The organism is Pseudomonas sp. p21 (genome assembly GCF_001642705.1).
GTDB lineage: Bacteria > Pseudomonadota > Gammaproteobacteria > Pseudomonadales > Pseudomonadaceae > Aquipseudomonas.
This window is the reverse complement of record NZ_LWBV01000002.1, coordinates 236817-253537: the sequence shown is the minus strand read 5'-3', so window position 1 is coordinate 253537 and position 16721 is coordinate 236817. Positions and strand designations below refer to the sequence as shown.

The following is a 16721-nucleotide window of genomic DNA, read 5'->3' as shown; positions in this document are numbered from 1 at the left end:
CCCGCATGAGCGACTCACTGGAACTCAGCCTGGACGGCGTAGAACGCCGCTCGCTGGCTGACTTCACCGAACAGGCCTACCTCAACTACTCCATGTACGTGATCATGGACCGCGCCCTGCCGCACATCGGCGACGGCCTGAAGCCGGTGCAGCGACGCATCGTCTACGCCATGAGCGAGTTGGGGCTCGATGCCGATGCCAAGCACAAGAAGTCGGCGCGTACCGTCGGTGACGTGCTCGGCAAGTTCCACCCCCATGGCGACTCGGCCTGCTACGAGGCCATGGTGCTGATGGCGCAGCCGTTCAGCTACCGCTACACCCTGGTCGACGGCCAGGGCAACTGGGGTGCGCCGGACGATCCGAAGTCGTTCGCCGCCATGCGTTATACCGAAGCGCGTCTGTCGCGCTACGCCGAAGTGCTGCTCAGTGAAGTCGGCCAGGGCACCGTGGACTGGGTGCCGAACTTCGACGGCACCTTGCAGGAGCCGGCCGTGCTGCCGGCGCGCCTGCCCAACATCCTGCTCAACGGCACCACGGGTATCGCCGTGGGCATGGCCACCGACGTGCCGCCGCACAACCTGCGTGAAGTGGCCACGGCCTGTGTGCGCCTGCTCGACGAGCCCAAGGCCACCATCGAGCAGCTGTGCGAGCACATCCAGGGGCCGGACTACCCGACCGAGGCCGAGATCGTCACGCCGCGGGCGGAAATCCTCAAGATGTACGAAAGCGGCCGTGGCTCTATCCGCATGCGCGCCGTGTACCGCGTCGAGGATGGCGACATCGTCGTCACCGCGCTGCCGCACCAGGTCTCCGGGGCCAAGGTGCTGGAGCAGATTGCCGCGCAGATGCAAGCCAAGAAGCTGCCGATGGTCGCCGACCTGCGTGACGAGTCGGACCACGAGAACCCGTGCCGCATCGTCATCATCCCGCGCTCCAACCGCGTGGACGCCGATGAACTGATGCAGCACCTGTTCGCCACCACCGACCTTGAGAGCAGCTACCGGGTCAACGTCAACATCATAGGCCTGGATGGCCGGCCACAGCTGAAGAACCTGCGTGCGCTGCTGCTGGAGTGGCTGGAGTTCCGTACCACTACCGTTCGTCGCCGTCTGCAGCACCGCCTGGACAAGGTGGAGAAGCGCCTGCACCTGCTGGAAGGTTTGCTGACTGCGTTCCTCAACCTGGATGAGGTTATCCACATCATCCGTACCGAGGACCAGCCCAAGCAGGCCCTGATTGCCCGTTTCGACCTGACCGAGATCCAGGCCGACTACATCCTCGAGACCCGCCTGCGGCAGCTGGCGCGCCTGGAAGAGATGAAGATCCGCGGCGAGCAGGATGAACTGCTGAAAGAGCAGGCCAAACTGCTCGCCCTGCTGGGCAGCGATGCCAAGCTGCGCAAACTGGTACGCAGCGAGCTGATCAAGGATGCCGAAACCTATGGCGACGACCGCCGCTCGCCGATCGTCGAGCGCGCCGAAGCCAAGGCCCTGTCGGAAAACGAGCTGATGCCGACCGAGCCGGTCACCGTGGTGCTGTCGGAGAAGGGCTGGGTGCGCTGCGCCAAGGGCCATGACATCGATGCCACCGGCCTGTCGTACAAGGCCGGCGATGGCTTCAAGGCTGCCGCCGCCGGGCGCTCCAACCAGTTTGCCGTGCTCATCGACTCCACCGGCCGTAGCTACTCGCTGGCCGCCCATAGCCTGCCGTCGGCGCGTGGCCAGGGCGAGCCGCTGACCGGCCGCCTGACGCCACCACCGGGGGCCACCTTCGAGTGCGTGCTGTTGCCGGACGACGACGCGCTGTACGTGGTGGCCTCGGACGCCGGCTACGGCTTCGTGGTCAAGGGTGAAGACCTGCAGGCCAAGAACAAGGCCGGCAAGGGCTTGCTCAGCCTGCCCAACGGCGCCAAGGTCATGACCCCGCGCCCGGTGGCCAACCGCGAGCAGGACTGGCTGGCGGCGGTGACCACCGAAGGCCGTCTGCTGGTGTTCAAGGTCAGCGACTTGCCCCAGTTGGGCAAAGGCAAGGGCAACAAGATCATTGGTGTGCCGGGCGACCGGGTAGCCAGCCGTGAAGAATTTGTTACCGATCTGGCCGTGATTGCTGAAGGCGCGACACTTGTATTGCAAGCCGGCAAGCGTACCCTATCTCTGAAAGCGGACGACCTGGAGCATTACAAGGGCGAGCGCGGGCGGCGCGGCAGCAAGCTGCCACGTGGGTTCCAGCGGGTCGATGGGTTGCAGGTGGAAGTGCCGGCGTAACCGGTAGAAATGTCTGGAACGGCAATTTCAGCGTCGTTCCGGGCAGAAATGCTGGAGTCGGACGGTTATTTCGCGGATGATATGGCCCTTGCGGTGCCGGCGTGGCCGTGTGCCCGTTTGAATCTACATGTATCACTGCGGTTGGCCTGATGGCGACCGCCTGGATGGGATGATGAAATTTCTGCGCCTTCCATTTGCGCTGTTGATGACTGGCCTGCTGGGCCTTGGCGGGTGCACCATGCACCAGCCGGTTGCCCTGTACCAGCTCGACAGTGGTGATCCTGGCCAGCCGTCGCAGAGTGCAGGCATGGCCGTGGTGCTCGGCCCGGTATCGGTGGCCGATTACCTGCAACGCGAGACGTTCCTGCAGCGTCAGGCCGACGGCAGCCTGACTTCGGCGACCGACGGTCGTTGGGCTGGCAGCCTTTCGTCGGATATCGACCAGCTGCTGGTGCGCCAGCTTGCCTGGCGCCTGGACAGCCAGCGCGTGGTGCTGGCCCCGGCGGCGGCCGGTTTCAACCCGGATGTACAAGTGCTGCTGTCGATCACTCGCCTGGACTCGGGCAAGGACCAGCCGGCCATTCTGGATGCCCAGTGGCGCCTGCTGGACCGCCGTGGCCATGTGCGTGACAACCGCATCGTTCACCTTGAGCAGCCGCACGCGGGCAGCGAGGCGTCGCAGGTGCAGGCTCAGGGCCAATTGCTGCAGAAGCTGGCCGAACAGCTGAGCACGGCGGTCAAGCCGCTGGCCAACCAGCCAGCGATTGCCGAAGAGTCGCCTAAGAAGCCAGCTGCGCCGGTACAGGTGAAGAAGACGCCAGAGAAATCCAAGATCCCGATGGCTGCACCAATTCGTACCGATATGGAAGTCTATCGGTTCTGATTGAACTGCCAGGTACGAAAAAGCCCGCATCGCTGCGGGCTTTTTCGTATCTGCTGTTTTTGTACTGCCTGTAGCGGCCTCTTCGCGGGTAAACCCGCTCCCACAGGTTCGGCGCAGGTCCTGTGGGAGCGGGTTTACCCGCGAAGAGGCCAGCCCGGTATCAGGCCCGGCGTTCGTGCATCCGCGCCAACTGCCGCTCCAGCATCGACGGGTAGGGCTCCATCAGGCGCTCCACGCAGCAGGCGCCTTCCGGGCTGGCAATCGGGCGAATGCGGGCGCGCTGGCGAATCAGCGTGTCATCGCTGATCTGCCGCTCCACCAGCAACAGGTTGCGGCTGTGCTGCGACAGCGCCAGGGCGTCCTGGGCCTTCTCGGCCATCAGCAGGTCCACCAGCTCCAGCCCTTGCAGGTCGTTGCCCAGGGCCAGGCCCAGTTGCAACTGCAGGGTAATGCCGCTGTCCGCCACCTCGATCTGCAGGGCATGGCCCAGGGCGCGCAACAGCTCGCCGCAGCAGATGGCGTTGGTCAGGTAGTCCTCGCCACAGTCGCGGCTGTGGAACAGCACCAGGGTGCTGCCGTCGTTGAGCGTGTGGGTTTCACCGTCATAGAGCGAGGCCGCGTGCTCCAGGCAATCGCGGTAGCGCTCGGTCAGTTCGGTCAGGCGCGTGCGCGGCAGGCGGCGCAGCTGCTCCTGCGAACCCAGTTGCACGGCGAGCACGGCGCTGTACTGCGGTTCGTCGGATTCGACCACGGCGGCCTTGGGCGCGCTGTCGTCGTCCAGCAGGCCGGCGAAGGCATCGTCGTCATCCTCGTCCGCCTGGGCGGCAAGCTTGGCGCGCGGTGCGGCCTTGGCTGCCGGGGCGGCGTCGTGCAAGTCGTCGTACTGCTCGTCGTCCTCTTCCTCAGGCTCTGGCTCAGGTGGCGGCGGTGGGGCCAAGCGCGCATGCAGCTGGCGAGCGATGTCGCCAATCTCATCCTGGCGGTCGGTAGCCGGGGTATAGGGTTGCGGGTCGCGCAGCCACACCCGCAACTGCAGCAGCGGCAGGGTGATGAAGCGGCCCTGGCGCAGGCTCAGGGTCAGCGCCAGTACCAGCAGGATGGCGGCAAGGATGCCCATGCTCTGCAGGCTGATCAGCATCGGCTGCTGGAACTGGCTCATGTCCAGGCTGATGCGCAGTTGCCCGGCGGTCACGTCCTGGAAGGTGATCTTGGTCTGGTACAGGCCTTCGGCCTCGCCCAGCAGGCTGTTGCGCGGGCGCTGGCCGGCCTCGGCGAGGATGCGGTTGTCCACGCTGTAGATCGCCGCATGGGCCACCAGCGGGTTCTTCACCAGATTGCCGAGCAGCACGTTGAGGCTGAGGATGTCGTTGGCCACCAGCAGCTCGGTCGCCGAGGTGGCGGTCTGGGTGGTCAGGCTCTGGCCCAGGGCATCAGCCTGCTCGTGCATGGCCTGCTTGAACTGCAGGCCCATTACACAGGCATAGATCACCAACGCCAGCGCCACCAGGAATATGTTGGTGCAGGCGATGCGCAGTGCCAGTGGCACGCGACGTTGACTCAGGGCGCGATAGATCATCAGGAAGAAGTTGTCTGCTTTGACGGGCGTGGGCCGGTTCACTGAGCTCGGCTCTTAATGGCATGAAAGTGTGGGGCAGTATAGCGAGCCGGGTTTTGTCGGCAAAGTATCGTTGGCGCCCGACGGTCACGGAAAATCGGTAGAATGCGCATTTTTCATCGAAGTCGGAGCCAGGTTGTGCGCGAAATCGTCCTGATCAACATCACCGGTGAGGACCGTCCCGGTCTCACTGCGGCTATCACCGGCGTCCTGCTGCAGGGCGGTGTGAGCATCCTCGACATTGGCCTGGCAGTCATGCACGGCACCTTGTCGTTCGGCATTCTGGTCGATATCCCGGACAACGAAGTGGCTACCGCCCTGCTGCAAAGCGTGCAGGCCAAGGCCCACGAACTGAACCTGCAGGCCCGCTACACGCCGATTTCCGAGGCGGACTACCAGCACTGGGCCGATGGCCAGGGCGAGGCGCGCCACATCGTCACCCTGCTCAGCCGCAAGATCACCCCCGAGCAGCTGCAGCGGGTGAGTGCAGTGATCAGCCATTACGGCCTGACCATCGAGCGTATCGAGCGCCTGTCGGCCCGTGTGGCGCTGGATGCCGAGACCGACAAGGGCAAGGCAGCCATCGAGATCTCCGTGCGCGGCGTGCCAAGTGACTCCCAGGCTCTGCGTGCCGATTTCTTCGCCTTGGCTGAAGAGCTGAGCGTCGACATCGCCTTCCAGAAAGACGACCTGTTCCGCCGAAACCGCCGCTTGGCGGTGTTCGACATGGATTCGACGCTGATCGAAGCCGAAGTCATCGACGAGCTGGCCAAGGCCGCTGGCGTGGGCGAGCAGGTGGCCGCGATCACCGAGCGCGCCATGCGCGGCGAACTGGACTTCCGCGCCAGCTTCAAGGAGCGCATGGCGCTGCTCAAGGGCCTGGATGTGGGCGTGCTGGACGAGATCGGTGCGTCGCTGCGCTTGACCGAAGGTGCCGAGAACCTGTTCGCCGAGCTCAAACGCCTGGGTTACAAGACTGCGATCCTGTCCGGTGGCTTTACCTACTTTGCCCGCCAGGTGCAGGCGCGCCTGGGTATCGACTATGTGTTCGCCAACGAGTTGGAAGTGGTTGATGGCAAGGTAACCGGCGTGGCCGTGGAGCCGATCGTCGATGCCCAGCGCAAGGCCGAGCTGCTACAGAAACTGGCCAGCGAAGAAGGCTTGCAGCTGGAGCAGACCATTGCCGTGGGTGACGGTGCCAACGACCTGCCGATGCTGTCGCTGGCCGGCCTGGGCGTGGCGTTCCGCGCCAAGCCGCTGGTACGCCAGTCGGCCAAGCAGGCGATTTCCACCCTGGGGCTGGATGGGGTGCTGTACCTGCTGGGCTTGCGCGACCGCGACGCGCGCGGCTGATCGGGACTTTGGGGCTGCTGTGCAGCCCTTCGCGGGCACGCCCGCTCCCACAGAGAGCCGCGCTGACCCTGTGGGAGCGGGCGTGCCCGCGAAGGGCCGCACAGCGGCCCCAATAAAAAGGCCCTGCAATGCAGGGCCTCTTTCATACTGCTCGAATCAAGCCTGCGCAGGCGCCGCCAACTGCTGCCCCATGCGCACAGCAGAACCAGCACCCAGGTTCTCAGCCCACTTCACCTGCTCCGGCCCGAACAGCACGATAGCGGTCGAACCCAGCTTGAAGCGGCCCAGTTCGGCACCTTTCTCCAGGTGGATCGGCGCGCGGCTGGCCTCGTCGTAACGGAAGGTCTTCAGCTCGCGCTTGGGCGGCGTCACCAGCCCGGCCCACACGGTTTCGATCGAAGCGACGATCATCGCGCCAACCAGCACCACGGCCATCGGCCCGCGTTCGGTATCGAACAGGCAGACCACGCGCTCGTTGCGGGCGAACAGCTCGGGGACGTTCTCCGCGGTGGTCTGGTTGACCGAGAACAGGCGGCCCGGCACGTAGACCATTTCACGCAGGGTACCGGCCAGCGGCATGTGCACGCGGTGGTAGTCCTTGGGCGACAAGTAGATGGTGGCGAACTCGCCGCCCATGAACGGCGCGGCCATGGCCGGGTCACCGCCCAGCAGCTCCTGCGCGCTGAAGCCGTGGCCCTTGGCCTGGAAGATGCGGCCGTGCTCGATCGGGCCAAGCTGGCTTACGGCGCCGTCGGCCGGGCACAGGATGGCGCCCGGGGTCTCGTCCAGCGGGCGGGCACCCGGCTTCAGGGCACGGGTGAAAAATGCGTTGAAGTGCTCGTAGGCGCTCAGGTCTTCGACCATGGCTTCGGCCATGTTCACCTGGTAGCGCTTGGCGAACCAGGCGGTGAAGGCGTTCTTGAACCAGCGCACGCGGCACTCGGCGATGCAGCCGGCCAGCCGCGACAGCAGGTGGTGCGGCAGCAGGTACTGGCTGATGATGAACAAACGGGATTTCATGCAGGTTCCTTAGACTTCTACAGGCGTGTCCGGGTGGTTGCCCCACTCGCTCCACGAGCCGGCGTAGGCCTTGACACGTGGGTAGCCGAGGGCCTTGGCCACCAGATAAGTGAAACCGGAGCGGCGGTGGGTCTGGCAGTGGGTGATCACTTCCTTGTCGGGGGTGATACCCAGGTTCTGCAGGACTTCGGCGATGTCCTGGCGGATGCGCAGGTGGTCGTTGAGGTCCATGCCGGCGGTCCACTCGAAGTTGATCGCGCCGGGGATGTGGCCGCCTTTGGCTGCCAGCACTTTCTCGCCGCTGAATTCCTGTGGACCACGGGCGTCCCAGATGACCAGGTCGTCGGCGCCCAGGCGGCTTTGCAGGTACTCGCGAGTAGCGGTGGGCTCACTGTCGATGCGCAGGTGCACAGGCGTGTTGCCGCTGGCGGGTACTTCGGTGGAGAGCTTGTCGGCCGGCCAGGCCTGGATGCCGCCATTGAGGTAGTGGTAACGCTTGTGGCCGATCACGTCGAGCAGCCAGATGAAGCGCCCGGCCCAGCCGCCACCTTCATCGTCATACACCACATACACGGCATCGTCGCGGTGGCCGAGTTCGCTGAACAGTTTTTCCAGCTCGCCCACGGCCGGCAGCAGGCCGGGCGCGGGGGGCTGGCCGAGCTGGGTACGCTTGCCTTCGACGAAGCGTGCGCCGGGGATATGCCCGCTGACATAGCGGTTGGCGCTGCTCAGGTCGACCAGGATCAGCTCTGGCGAACCCAGGCGTGGCAGCAGGTCCGCGGCTTCGATCACCAGGGGCAGGCCGGAAAAGTCAGTCATCCACGGTCTCCAGTGTGGAAAGAGGGGCGATTGTAGCGCAAGGCTCAGGCCTTGCGGTTGGCAAACACCGACAGCGCCCGCTCGGTACATTGTGCGGTCTTGCCAAAGGCTTGCACGCTGATATCGGCCAGTGGCCGGCAGTCCTGGTCAGCTACCATCAGCATCAGCACCTGGTCGTTCACCGCCAGCGAGCGCAGCAGCACGTGCTCGCTGCGGAACAAGGCGCGCAGCGGGGCCGGCAGCAGGGCCGAGAACTGGCTGTGGTTTTCCGGGGTGATGCGCAGTTGTCCAGCCTGGGCCAGCAGCTTTTGCAGCAGTTTGTTCTGCGACACCTGCAGGGCCAGGGCCCCGGCCTCCTTGGGCAGGCCGGCGAGTTGCTGCACGCGCAGGTAGTCGCTGGCCTTGTCCAGGCTCAGCAGCAGGATGCGCTGCATGCCGCAAGCCAGCAGGGCTTCGAGGGCCTGGGTGGCCAGGTGCACGGTGTTGGTGAACGGGCTGGGCTGGGCCAGCAGGTGCTGGCACAGCTTGCGCCAGCGCGCCAGGTCGTCGCTGCTGGGTGGTGGCGGTGCCAGCATGTCCGGGTGCGGGCGACGCTGGTGCCAGGGCCAGATCAGCGCTTCGGCCGGGTGGAACAAGGCATGCTGGGCATGGCGGCGGGCGCTGGCCGCAGCCTGCTGGTGCACTTGCTGCTGCACGTCATCCAGCGAGGTCTGCAGGTACAGCGCGGTCAGCAGTTGCCAGCGCAGCAGGTGCGGGTTGTCCCAGCCCACCTGTGCTGCCAGGGCCAGGTTATTGGCCAGCAGCACGGTATTGGCCGGCTGGTTGAACCAGCGGCGCAGGCCGGGCTCGGCGTCCAGGCGGTGTTGCTGGCTGAGCAGGTCCTGGTCACGGGCGATATTGAGCACCTGGGCCAGTTGTTCGCGTTCTTCCAGCAGCAGGCGGTAACCCTGCGTCACCCATTGTGGCAGGCGCCAGTACTCCGCCATGGTCTGGCACAGCGCGATGATGCGCACGCCAAACAGCTCTTCCTCGACATGGGTGGCGTCCTCGCCCTTGTGGATAACCCGCAGCTCCCAGGTGTCGAGCAGCTTGGGGTAGGCCAGCGCCAGCGGCCAGAGTGGCGACAGGAACAGCAGGCTACCCCAGTGGATCTCCTGCCACAGCCGTGCCAGGCGGCTGGCGAACAGGCCGCTGGCCTGCTGCGAGGCGTGCTGGCTGATCAGCTGGAACTGGCACAGTACCGGCGGGATTTCTTCGACGGGCACTGCAGGCAGGCGCTTGAGCAACTGTTCGCTGCGCTCCAGACCCAGGCGATTGAGGGCGACTTCCAGGCTTTCGGCTGGCTCGGCCAGGCTGGCATTGGTGGGGTGATTGGCTTCGCGCATCACCGACAGCACCAGTGCCGGGCTGTCCTGCATCAGTTCGGCGATATCGCGCAGCGAGCGGCGGCTATCGTGGATGGCGGCCATGACCCGGTCGTAGCTGTGCTTCGGCACGGGGATGCGAACACTCTCGAGCAGCTTTACCCAGGCCTCTAGCGTACGTGGAGCCTGAGCGGGCACCTTGGTTTCAATTGGCATTTTGACATCAGTCCGAACTGGCTTTTCGCATTGAGTGGCTATAGTCTGGCGCAGTTCTGCCGATAAGTAGAAGAAGAGTTTTAAAGCTCCCGCCTCTTCCCCTGACCACGACAGCAAGTGCTTTGAACCTATGGCTAAAATTATCGGCATCATCGTCGTATTCGCGAGCGTGCTCGGCGGATACGTGCTCTCCCACGGCAAGATCGCAGCGCTGATCCAGCCGTTCGAAGTACTGATCATCGGCGGTGCGGCCTTTGGTGCATTCCTGCAGGCCAACCCTGGCCACATGACCATGCACGTCATCAAGAAGTCGATGAAGATGTTCGGCTCGCGCTTCACTCACGCCTTCTACCTGGAAGTGCTGGGCCTGGTGTACGAGATCCTCAACAAGAGCCGTCGTGAAGGCATGATGGCCATTGAGGCCGACATCGAGGATGCCGCCGCCAGCCCGATCTTCGCCAAGTACCCGACGGTGCTGGCCGATGAACGCATGACCGCGTTCGTCTGCGACTACCTGCGCATCATGTCCACCGGCAACATGGCCCCGCACGAGTTGGAGGGCCTGTTCGACATGGAACTGCTGAGCATGAAGGAAGAGCTGGAGCACCCTTCCCATGCGGTGACCGGTATCGCCGACGGCATGCCCGGCTTCGGTATCGTTGCGGCGGTACTGGGTATCGTGGTGACCATGGCCTCGCTCGGTGATGGTGACCAGGCCTCCATCGGCCTCCATGTGGGTGCGGCGCTGGTGGGTACCTTCTTCGGTATTCTGGCGGCTTACGGCTTCTTCGGCCCGTTGGCCAAGTGCCTGGAGCACGATGCCAAGGAAGAACTGAACCTCTACGAATCGATCAAGGCTTCGCTGGTAGCCTCGGCCTCGGGCATGCCGCCTTCGCTGGCGGTCGAGTTCGGGCGCAAGGTGCTGTACCCCAAGCACCGCCCAAGCTTCGCCGAACTGGAACAAGCGGTTCGCGGTCGCTGAGTCATGGAGAACAATCAGCCCATCATCGTCAAGCGCGTCAAGCGCTTTGGCGGCGGCCACCACGGCGGCGCCTGGAAAATCGCCTTCGCCGACTTCGCCACGGCAATGATGGCGTTCTTCCTGGTGCTGTGGCTGTTGTCCACGGCCACGCCGGAACAGAAGATCGCCATTGCCGGCTATTTCAAGGACCCGATCGGCTTCTCGGAAAGCGGCACGCCCTACGTCATCGACCTGGGTGGCTCGCCTCAGCTGGCGCCGGAAAAGACCATCAATCCCGAAGCCAAGTCCGAGCCGACGCCCGATACCAGCATCCAGCTGGACAAGGATCAGGTGGAGACCATGGCCGAGCAGGTCGAGCGTGAGCGTCTGGAGTTGCTGCTGCAGGAACTGCAGAACAAGGTGGAAGAGAACCCGCAGCTGCAGAAGTTCAAGGACCAGATCCTGTTCGAGATAACCCAGGACGGCCTGCGCATCCAGATCATGGACGCCGAGAACCGGCCGATGTTCGACATTGGCAGCGCGCGCCTGCAGCCGTACTTCGAGGACATCCTGCTGGCCATGGCCGACACCATCAAGGCGGTGCCGAACAAGATCAGCATCAGTGGCCACACCGACGCCAAGCCGTATGCCGGCAGTGGCGAGTTCGGCAACTGGGAACTGTCGGCCAACCGTGCCAACGCCGCGCGCCGTGCGCTGGTGGCCGGTGGCTACCCGGATGGCCAGGTGGCACGGGTGGTGGGTTACGCGTCGTCTTCGCTGTTCGACCGCAAGAACCCGTTCAACCCGGTCAACCGCCGCATCGATATCATCGTGCTGACCAAGAAGGCCCAGCGCAACATCGAGGGTGAGCAGGGTACGCCGGAAGCACCGGCTGCCGCGCCGGCAGCGCCGGGCGCTGCTGTACCGGCTGCGCCAGGGGAGACCGAGCAGGCACCCATGCAGCCGCGAGAGCTGCGCCAGAAGCTGAATATCTTCAAAGAGGGGACGCTGAAAATGGATGAGTCCAAGGACCAGTAAACCCTTTTTCGTCCTGCGCGGTCCCTTGTGGGAGCGGGCTTGCCCGCGAACACGGGCGAAGCCCGTGCCAACCACCGAGGTGCCTGCTTCGCGGGCACGCCCGCTCCCACAGGATTGGCGTAGCCCTCGAGCCTTGTGCAGAACCTGTGGAGCAGGCGGTCAGTAGGCGTCTTCGGGCAAACTGGCGATGATCGAGCGGTAGCTGTTCATCCGTTGCTGCTTGATACGCCCCTCGTCCAGCGCCTTGAGCAGTGCACAGCCCGGTTCGCGATCATGCTTGCAGTCGCGGAAGCGGCAGGTGCCGAACAGGTCGCGGAACTCGATGAAACCATCCTCCACATCACTGCGGCTGACGTGTCCCAGGCCGAACTCGCGGATGCCCGGTGAGTCGATCAGGTCGCCACCGTTGGGGAAGTGGTACAGCCGCGCGGTGGTGGTGGTATGGGTACCCTGGCCAGACCATTCCGACAGGTCGCCGACACGGGTGCCGGCGTCCGGCAGCAGGCTGTTGACCAGCGACGACTTGCCCACCCCCGACTGGCCGACGAACACGCTGATGTGGCCGTCAAGCATCTGCTGCAGGCGTTGCATGCCGTCACCGTGGTGCGCTGAAACCTCCAGCAGCGGGTAGCCCAGCTCGCGGTACACCTCTAGCAGCGCATGCAGGCCCGGGCCGTTCTCGTCGTTGATCAGGTCGGCCTTGTTCAGCAGCAGCAGCGGGCGAATGCCGGCATGTTCCGCCGCCACCAGGTAACGGTCGATCAGGTTGGGGTGCGGTTCGGGCGCGGGGGCGAAGACGATCACGATCAGGTCGACGTTGGCCGCCACCGGCTTCAGCTGGCCGTGGTTGTTCGGCCGGCACAGCTCGGTGCTGCGCGGCATCTGCGCGACGATCACGCCAATGCCCTGATTGCCCGCACGCCATACCACGCGGTCGCCGGTAACCAGCGCCGGCAGGTTGGCGCGCAAGTGGCAGCGGAACACCTGGCCGGCGACTTCGCCGTCCTGGGCTTCCACTTCTACCTGCACGCCGAAATGCGCAATCACCAGGCCCAACTGCTCCGGCCCCAGGTCGCCACCCTCCAGTTCCTGCAGCACGTGCTGTTCGCGTTTGGCCGCACGCGCGGCGCGCTCGTTCTGGATTTTTTCGATGCGCCAGTTCTGGCGGCGATTGAGCTGGCGTTTGGCCATGAAGGTTCCGTGCGTGGAGGGGCAGGTTGAAAACGGCAAGCAGTTTAGCACGCCAGGCGCCGGACCATTTCGCTTACCTTCGTGCCGTGAATGGGCGTGCCTTGGCCACTACGCTAATATGACGGCCTATACGAGGAGCCCCCGCATGCAAAACCCACAGAATCTGATCTGGATCGACCTGGAAATGACCGGCCTGGATCCGGACAGCGACGTCATCATCGAGATGGCCACCATCGTCACCGACAGCGAGCTGAATACCTTGGCCGAAGGCCCGGTGATCGCCATCCACCACAGTGACGAAGTGCTGGCGCGCATGGACGAGTGGAACACCCGCACCCATGGCGCTTCGGGGCTGACCCAGCGCGTACGCGAGAGCAAGGTCGGCATGGCCGAAGCCGAGGCGCAGACCATTGCGTTTCTCGAGCAGTGGGTGCCGAAAGGCAAGTCGCCGATCTGCGGCAACAGCATCTGCCAGGACCGCCGCTTCCTCTACCGCCACATGCGCAACCTGGAAAACTACTTCCACTACCGCAACCTGGATGTCTCGACCTTGAAGGAGCTGGCCGCACGCTGGGCGCCTGACGTGCGTGACAGCTTCAAGAAGGGCAACACCCACCTGGCACTGGATGACATCCGCGAATCGATTGCCGAACTGCGCCACTATCGCGAGCACTTCATCAAGGTGTGAGCCGAAAGGGCGCAGATATTGTATCTGCGCCCCCTTTTGGTGCCATGGGCAACTGGTTAGACTGCGCGCCTTTCTCGCTCGCCCGCACGGACCCCGCACCATGTTGTTGATGCTCTACCTTATCGCCATCACCGCCGAAGCCATGACCGGCGCGTTGTCTGCTGGCCGCCGCGGCATGGACTGGTTCGGCGTGGTGCTGATTGCCTGCGTCACCGCCCTGGGTGGCGGCTCGGTGCGTGACGTGCTGCTCGGGCATTACCCGCTGACCTGGGTGAAGCATCCGGAATACCTGGTGCTGACCAGCTGTGCGGCGCTGCTGACCATTTTCATCGCACCGATGATGCGCCGACTGCGCTCGCTGTTTCTGGTGCTCGATGCCCTGGGGCTGGTGGCCTTTACCCTGATTGGCTGCATGACTGCACTGGAGATGGGACAGGGCATGCTGGTGGCGTCGATCAGCGGGGTGATCACCGGGGTATTTGGCGGGATCCTGCGGGATATCTTCTGTAACGACATTCCCCTGGTGTTCCGCCGCGAGCTGTACGCCAGTGTCTCGTTCGCTGCGGCGTGGTTCTACCTGGGCTGCGTGTACTTCAAGGTGCCGGCAGAACAGGCGATGCTGCTGACCCTGTTTGGCGGGTTCCTGCTGCGGTTGCTGGCGATTCGGTTCCATTGGGAAATGCCCAAGTTCCACTACAACGACCAGCAGTGATGCAGTTCCGGCACAACATGGCCCCTGTGGGAGCGGGCGTGCCCGCGAACACCGGCAGAGCCGGTGCCATCCACCGCGTTGCCTGATTCGCGGGCACGCCCGCTCCCACAAGGGGCGCAAGCTCTGGGGCTGGTCGCTATTGGATGCCGTGTTGCGCCAGCGCCCACTCCACATGCTCGCGCACCAGCTCCGATGCATCCTCGCGTCGCGCCTTCAGCGCTTCGATCACCGGGATCGTCGAAGGCGCATTGCCCAACCCTACCGCCAGGTTGCGCAACCAGCGCTCATAGCCGGCCCGGCGCAGCGGCCCGCCTTCGGTCTTGCGCAGGAAGGTCCGTTCATCCCACAGGAACATCTCTGCTAACTCGGCATTCTCCAGCCCGTGACGTGGCTGGAAGTCCTGTTCCTGGCTGTGTCTGGCAAAGCGGTTCCACGGGCAGACGATCTGGCAGTCATCGCAACCGAACACCCGGTTGCCCATCTTCGAACGCAACTCGACGGGGATCGGCCCCCGCAGTTCGATGGTCAGGTACGAGATGCAGCGCCGTGCATCCAGCACATAGGGCCCGACGAACGCCTGGGTCGGGCAGATGTCCAGGCAGGCCTGGCAACGCCCGCAATGTTCGCTGGTGGTGGCTTCGTCCACCGGCAGTGGCAGGTCGACGAACAGCTCGGCGAGGAAGAAGTAACTGCCCGCCTTGCGGTTGAGCAGCAGGGTGTTCTTGCCGATCCAGCCCAGACCGGCCTGCTCGGCCAAGGCCTTTTCCAGCACCGGAGCGCTGTCGACGAAGGCGCGGTAACCGAACGGGCCGATAGCCTCCTGAATGCGATCGGCCAGGAACTGCACGCGCTTGCGCACCAGCTTGTGGTAATCCCGGCCCAGTGCGTAGCGCGACACGTAGGCTTTTTCCGGCTGTGCCAGGCGCTGCGCCATCTGTGTGTCGCCGGGCAGGTAGTCCATGCGCAGCGATACCACGCGCACCGTGCCGGGGATCAGTTGCTCTGGGTGTGCGCGCTTGCTGCCGTGAGCGCCCAGGTATTCCATCTCGCCCTGGTAGCCGGCGTCGAGCCAGCGCTGCAGGTGGTGTTCGTGTTCGCCAAGGTCGACCCCGGCGATGCCGACGTGGGCAAAACCGAGTTCTTGGCCCCAGATCTTGATCGATTGGGCCAGTTGGGCGAGGTCAGGCGTACAGGCGGACATGGATGGGCAAGGCAATACGGGCTCAGGTGCGTATAATTCTGCCAGACATTGGAGCCTTTGACCCCATGCCGCAGACCAAACACCCCAGCCATACCCCACAATTGCTCAGCAGCGTGACTGTCGCGCACCTGCCGGCACGGCATGCGCATGCCCATAAAGGCGACTTCGGCCATGTGCTGGTGGTCGGTGGCGACCTCGGTACCGGTGGCGCCGTGCTGCTCAGTGCCGAAGCCGCCTTGCGCTGTGGTGCCGGACTGGTCAGCGTGGCGACCCGGCCCGAGCACGTGGCCGCCAGCCTGGCGCGCCTGCCCGAGGTCATGTGCCTGGGCGCCAGTTCGGCCAACCAGCTGATGGGCGTGCTGGAGCGCGCTTCGGTGCTGGTGGTCGGTCCAGGCCTGGGCCAGGCAGCCTGGGGTCGCAGCCTGCTGTCGGCGGTGGCCAATGCCGAGCGGCCGCAGGTGTGGGACGCCGATGCCCTGAACTTGCTTGCGCGTACCCCGTTGGCCCTGCCCAGTGGCAGCATCCTTACCCCGCACCCGGGGGAGGCGGCGCGGCTGCTGGGCATTTCCACCGAGGCGGTGCAGGTGGACCGCCCGGGGGCTGCTCGCAAACTGGCGCGCCGTTACAACAGCGTCTGCGTGCTCAAGGGGGCCGGCACTCTGGTCGCCGACCCGGCCGGGCAGCTGCTGCTGTGCGAACGCGGCCATCCGGCCATGGCCGGTGCCGGCCTGGGCGATGTGCTGACCGGCGTGCTGGCGGCGCTGCTGGCCCAGGGCCTGGATGCCTGGCATGCCGCGGGGCTGGGGGTATGGCTGCACGCCTGTGCCGGCGAGCGTCTGGGCGTTAAAGGTAGAGGCTTGGCCGCCAGCGATCTGGCGCCGGTCATTCGTGAGTTGTTGGAGGAGCATTCTGCGTGTCTGGCTTAAACCTGTTTCTGGCCGATGAAGCGGCCACGGTCAAATTCGGCGCACACCTGGCCGAGGTGACCGGCGGTCACGGCGTGATCTTTCTGGAGGGTGACCTGGGCGCGGGCAAAACCACGCTGTCGCGTGGCCTGATTCGTGGCCTGGGCCATACTGGTGCAGTGAAAAGCCCGACCTTCACGGTGGTCGAGCCTTACGAAATCGGTGAGGTGCGGGCGTTCCATTTCGACCTGTATCGCCTGGTCGATCCGGAAGAGCTGGAGTTCATGGGCATTCGTGACTATTTCGAGGGCGACCCGCTGTGCCTGTTCGAGTGGCCACAAAAGGGTGCGGGCGTTTTGCCAAAGCCCGACCTGACCATTACCATAAGCCCCCAAGCGGGCGGACGCTCGCTGATCCTTTCGCCGCAGGGGGCTCGCGGCGAGGCCTGGTGCGTTGCACTGGCCGAACACTATAAACAGTAAGTGGGGTAG

At 64.7% G+C, this 16721-nt stretch carries 15 protein-coding genes; 9 read left to right on the top strand and 6 right to left on the bottom strand.

Translation table 11 applies throughout. From position 1 onward, the window contains the following. Positions 1 to 5 precede the first annotated feature (5 nt). Both parC and A4C63_RS06160 read left to right on the top strand, forming a co-directional pair. Positions 6 to 2264, top strand: coding sequence for a DNA topoisomerase IV subunit A (parC, locus tag A4C63_RS06165; protein WP_063911941.1), 2259 nt, complete (start codon positions 6 to 8; stop codon positions 2262 to 2264). A 172-nt stretch (positions 2265 to 2436) separates the two neighbouring features. Continuing rightward, the gene (locus tag A4C63_RS06160) at positions 2437 to 3147 is read left to right on the top strand and encodes a membrane integrity-associated transporter subunit PqiC (RefSeq protein ID WP_063911940.1); all 711 of its coding nucleotides are present in this window, start codon (positions 2437 to 2439) and stop codon (positions 3145 to 3147) included. Between the two features lie 160 nt (positions 3148 to 3307). Here the strand turns inward: A4C63_RS06160 and A4C63_RS06155 are convergent, their stop codons facing one another. After that, on the bottom strand, positions 3308 to 4765 hold the full coding sequence (locus tag A4C63_RS06155; RefSeq protein WP_063911939.1) for an AhpA/YtjB family protein: 1458 nt from the start codon (positions 4763 to 4765) through the stop codon (positions 3308 to 3310). Positions 4766 to 4900: 135 nt separating this feature from the next. On the opposite strand from A4C63_RS06155, the gene serB reads away from it, so the two are divergent. Continuing rightward, a complete protein-coding gene (gene serB, locus A4C63_RS06150) occupies positions 4901 to 6115 on the top strand; it encodes a phosphoserine phosphatase SerB (protein WP_063911938.1) in 1215 nt (404 codons plus the stop codon). Between the two features lie 156 nt (positions 6116 to 6271). Here the strand turns inward: serB and asd are convergent, their stop codons facing one another. From asd to A4C63_RS06135, 3 genes are read right to left on the bottom strand one after another with little or no spacing between them, the layout of a single operon-like run. Beyond that, positions 6272 to 7135 (bottom strand): archaetidylserine decarboxylase, encoded by an 864-nt coding sequence (gene asd / locus A4C63_RS06145; RefSeq protein WP_063911937.1) that lies wholly within the window; start codon positions 7133 to 7135, stop codon positions 6272 to 6274. Positions 7136 to 7144: 9 nt separating this feature from the next. Then, positions 7145 to 7954 carry a rhodanese-like domain-containing protein gene (locus A4C63_RS06140; protein ID WP_063911936.1) on the bottom strand — a complete coding sequence of 270 codons (810 nt, stop codon included), beginning with the start codon at positions 7952 to 7954 and terminating at the stop codon, positions 7145 to 7147. Between the two features lie 44 nt (positions 7955 to 7998). Next, positions 7999 to 9534: an HDOD domain-containing protein gene (locus A4C63_RS06135; protein WP_063911935.1), complete on the bottom strand. Its 1536-nt coding sequence runs from the start codon at positions 9532 to 9534 to the stop codon at positions 7999 to 8001. A gap of 130 nt (positions 9535 to 9664) precedes the next feature. Between A4C63_RS06135 and motA the strand changes: the two genes are divergently transcribed. After that, positions 9665 to 10516 carry a flagellar motor stator protein MotA gene (gene motA, locus A4C63_RS06130; RefSeq protein WP_015272014.1) on the top strand — a complete coding sequence of 284 codons (852 nt, stop codon included), beginning with the start codon at positions 9665 to 9667 and terminating at the stop codon, positions 10514 to 10516. Between the two features lie 3 nt (positions 10517 to 10519). Further along, a complete protein-coding gene (gene motB / locus A4C63_RS06125) occupies positions 10520 to 11533 on the top strand; it encodes a flagellar motor protein MotB (protein ID WP_063911934.1) in 1014 nt (337 codons plus the stop codon). Between the two features lie 159 nt (positions 11534 to 11692). On the opposite strand, the gene rsgA is transcribed toward motB, so the two are convergent. Further along, a complete protein-coding gene (gene rsgA / locus A4C63_RS06120) occupies positions 11693 to 12724 on the bottom strand; it encodes a small ribosomal subunit biogenesis GTPase RsgA (RefSeq protein WP_063911933.1) in 1032 nt (343 codons plus the stop codon). A gap of 145 nt (positions 12725 to 12869) precedes the next feature. Here rsgA and orn point away from each other — a divergent pair, with 145 nt between their 5' ends. Then, the gene (gene orn / locus A4C63_RS06115; RefSeq protein ID WP_003258152.1) at positions 12870 to 13412 is read left to right on the top strand and encodes an oligoribonuclease; all 543 of its coding nucleotides are present in this window, start codon (positions 12870 to 12872) and stop codon (positions 13410 to 13412) included. Between the two features lie 100 nt (positions 13413 to 13512). Beyond that, positions 13513 to 14124 carry a trimeric intracellular cation channel family protein gene (locus A4C63_RS06110; RefSeq protein ID WP_063911932.1) on the top strand — a complete coding sequence of 204 codons (612 nt, stop codon included), beginning with the start codon at positions 13513 to 13515 and terminating at the stop codon, positions 14122 to 14124. A gap of 136 nt (positions 14125 to 14260) precedes the next feature. Here the strand turns inward: A4C63_RS06110 and queG are convergent, their stop codons facing one another. Then, a complete protein-coding gene (queG, locus tag A4C63_RS06105) occupies positions 14261 to 15325 on the bottom strand; it encodes a tRNA epoxyqueuosine(34) reductase QueG (RefSeq protein WP_063911931.1) in 1065 nt (354 codons plus the stop codon). 65 nt (positions 15326 to 15390) lie between these two features. Between queG and A4C63_RS06100 the strand changes: the two genes are divergently transcribed. Together A4C63_RS06100 and tsaE are read left to right on the top strand one after the other, a co-directional pair. Next, positions 15391 to 16251 (top strand): NAD(P)H-hydrate dehydratase, encoded by an 861-nt coding sequence (locus tag A4C63_RS06100; RefSeq protein WP_063911930.1) that lies wholly within the window; start codon positions 15391 to 15393, stop codon positions 16249 to 16251. Positions 16252 to 16253: 2 nt separating this feature from the next. Beyond that, on the top strand, positions 16254 to 16712 hold the full coding sequence (tsaE, locus tag A4C63_RS06095) for a tRNA (adenosine(37)-N6)-threonylcarbamoyltransferase complex ATPase subunit type 1 TsaE (RefSeq protein ID WP_243434030.1): 459 nt from the start codon (positions 16254 to 16256) through the stop codon (positions 16710 to 16712). Positions 16713 to 16721 lie beyond the last annotated feature (9 nt).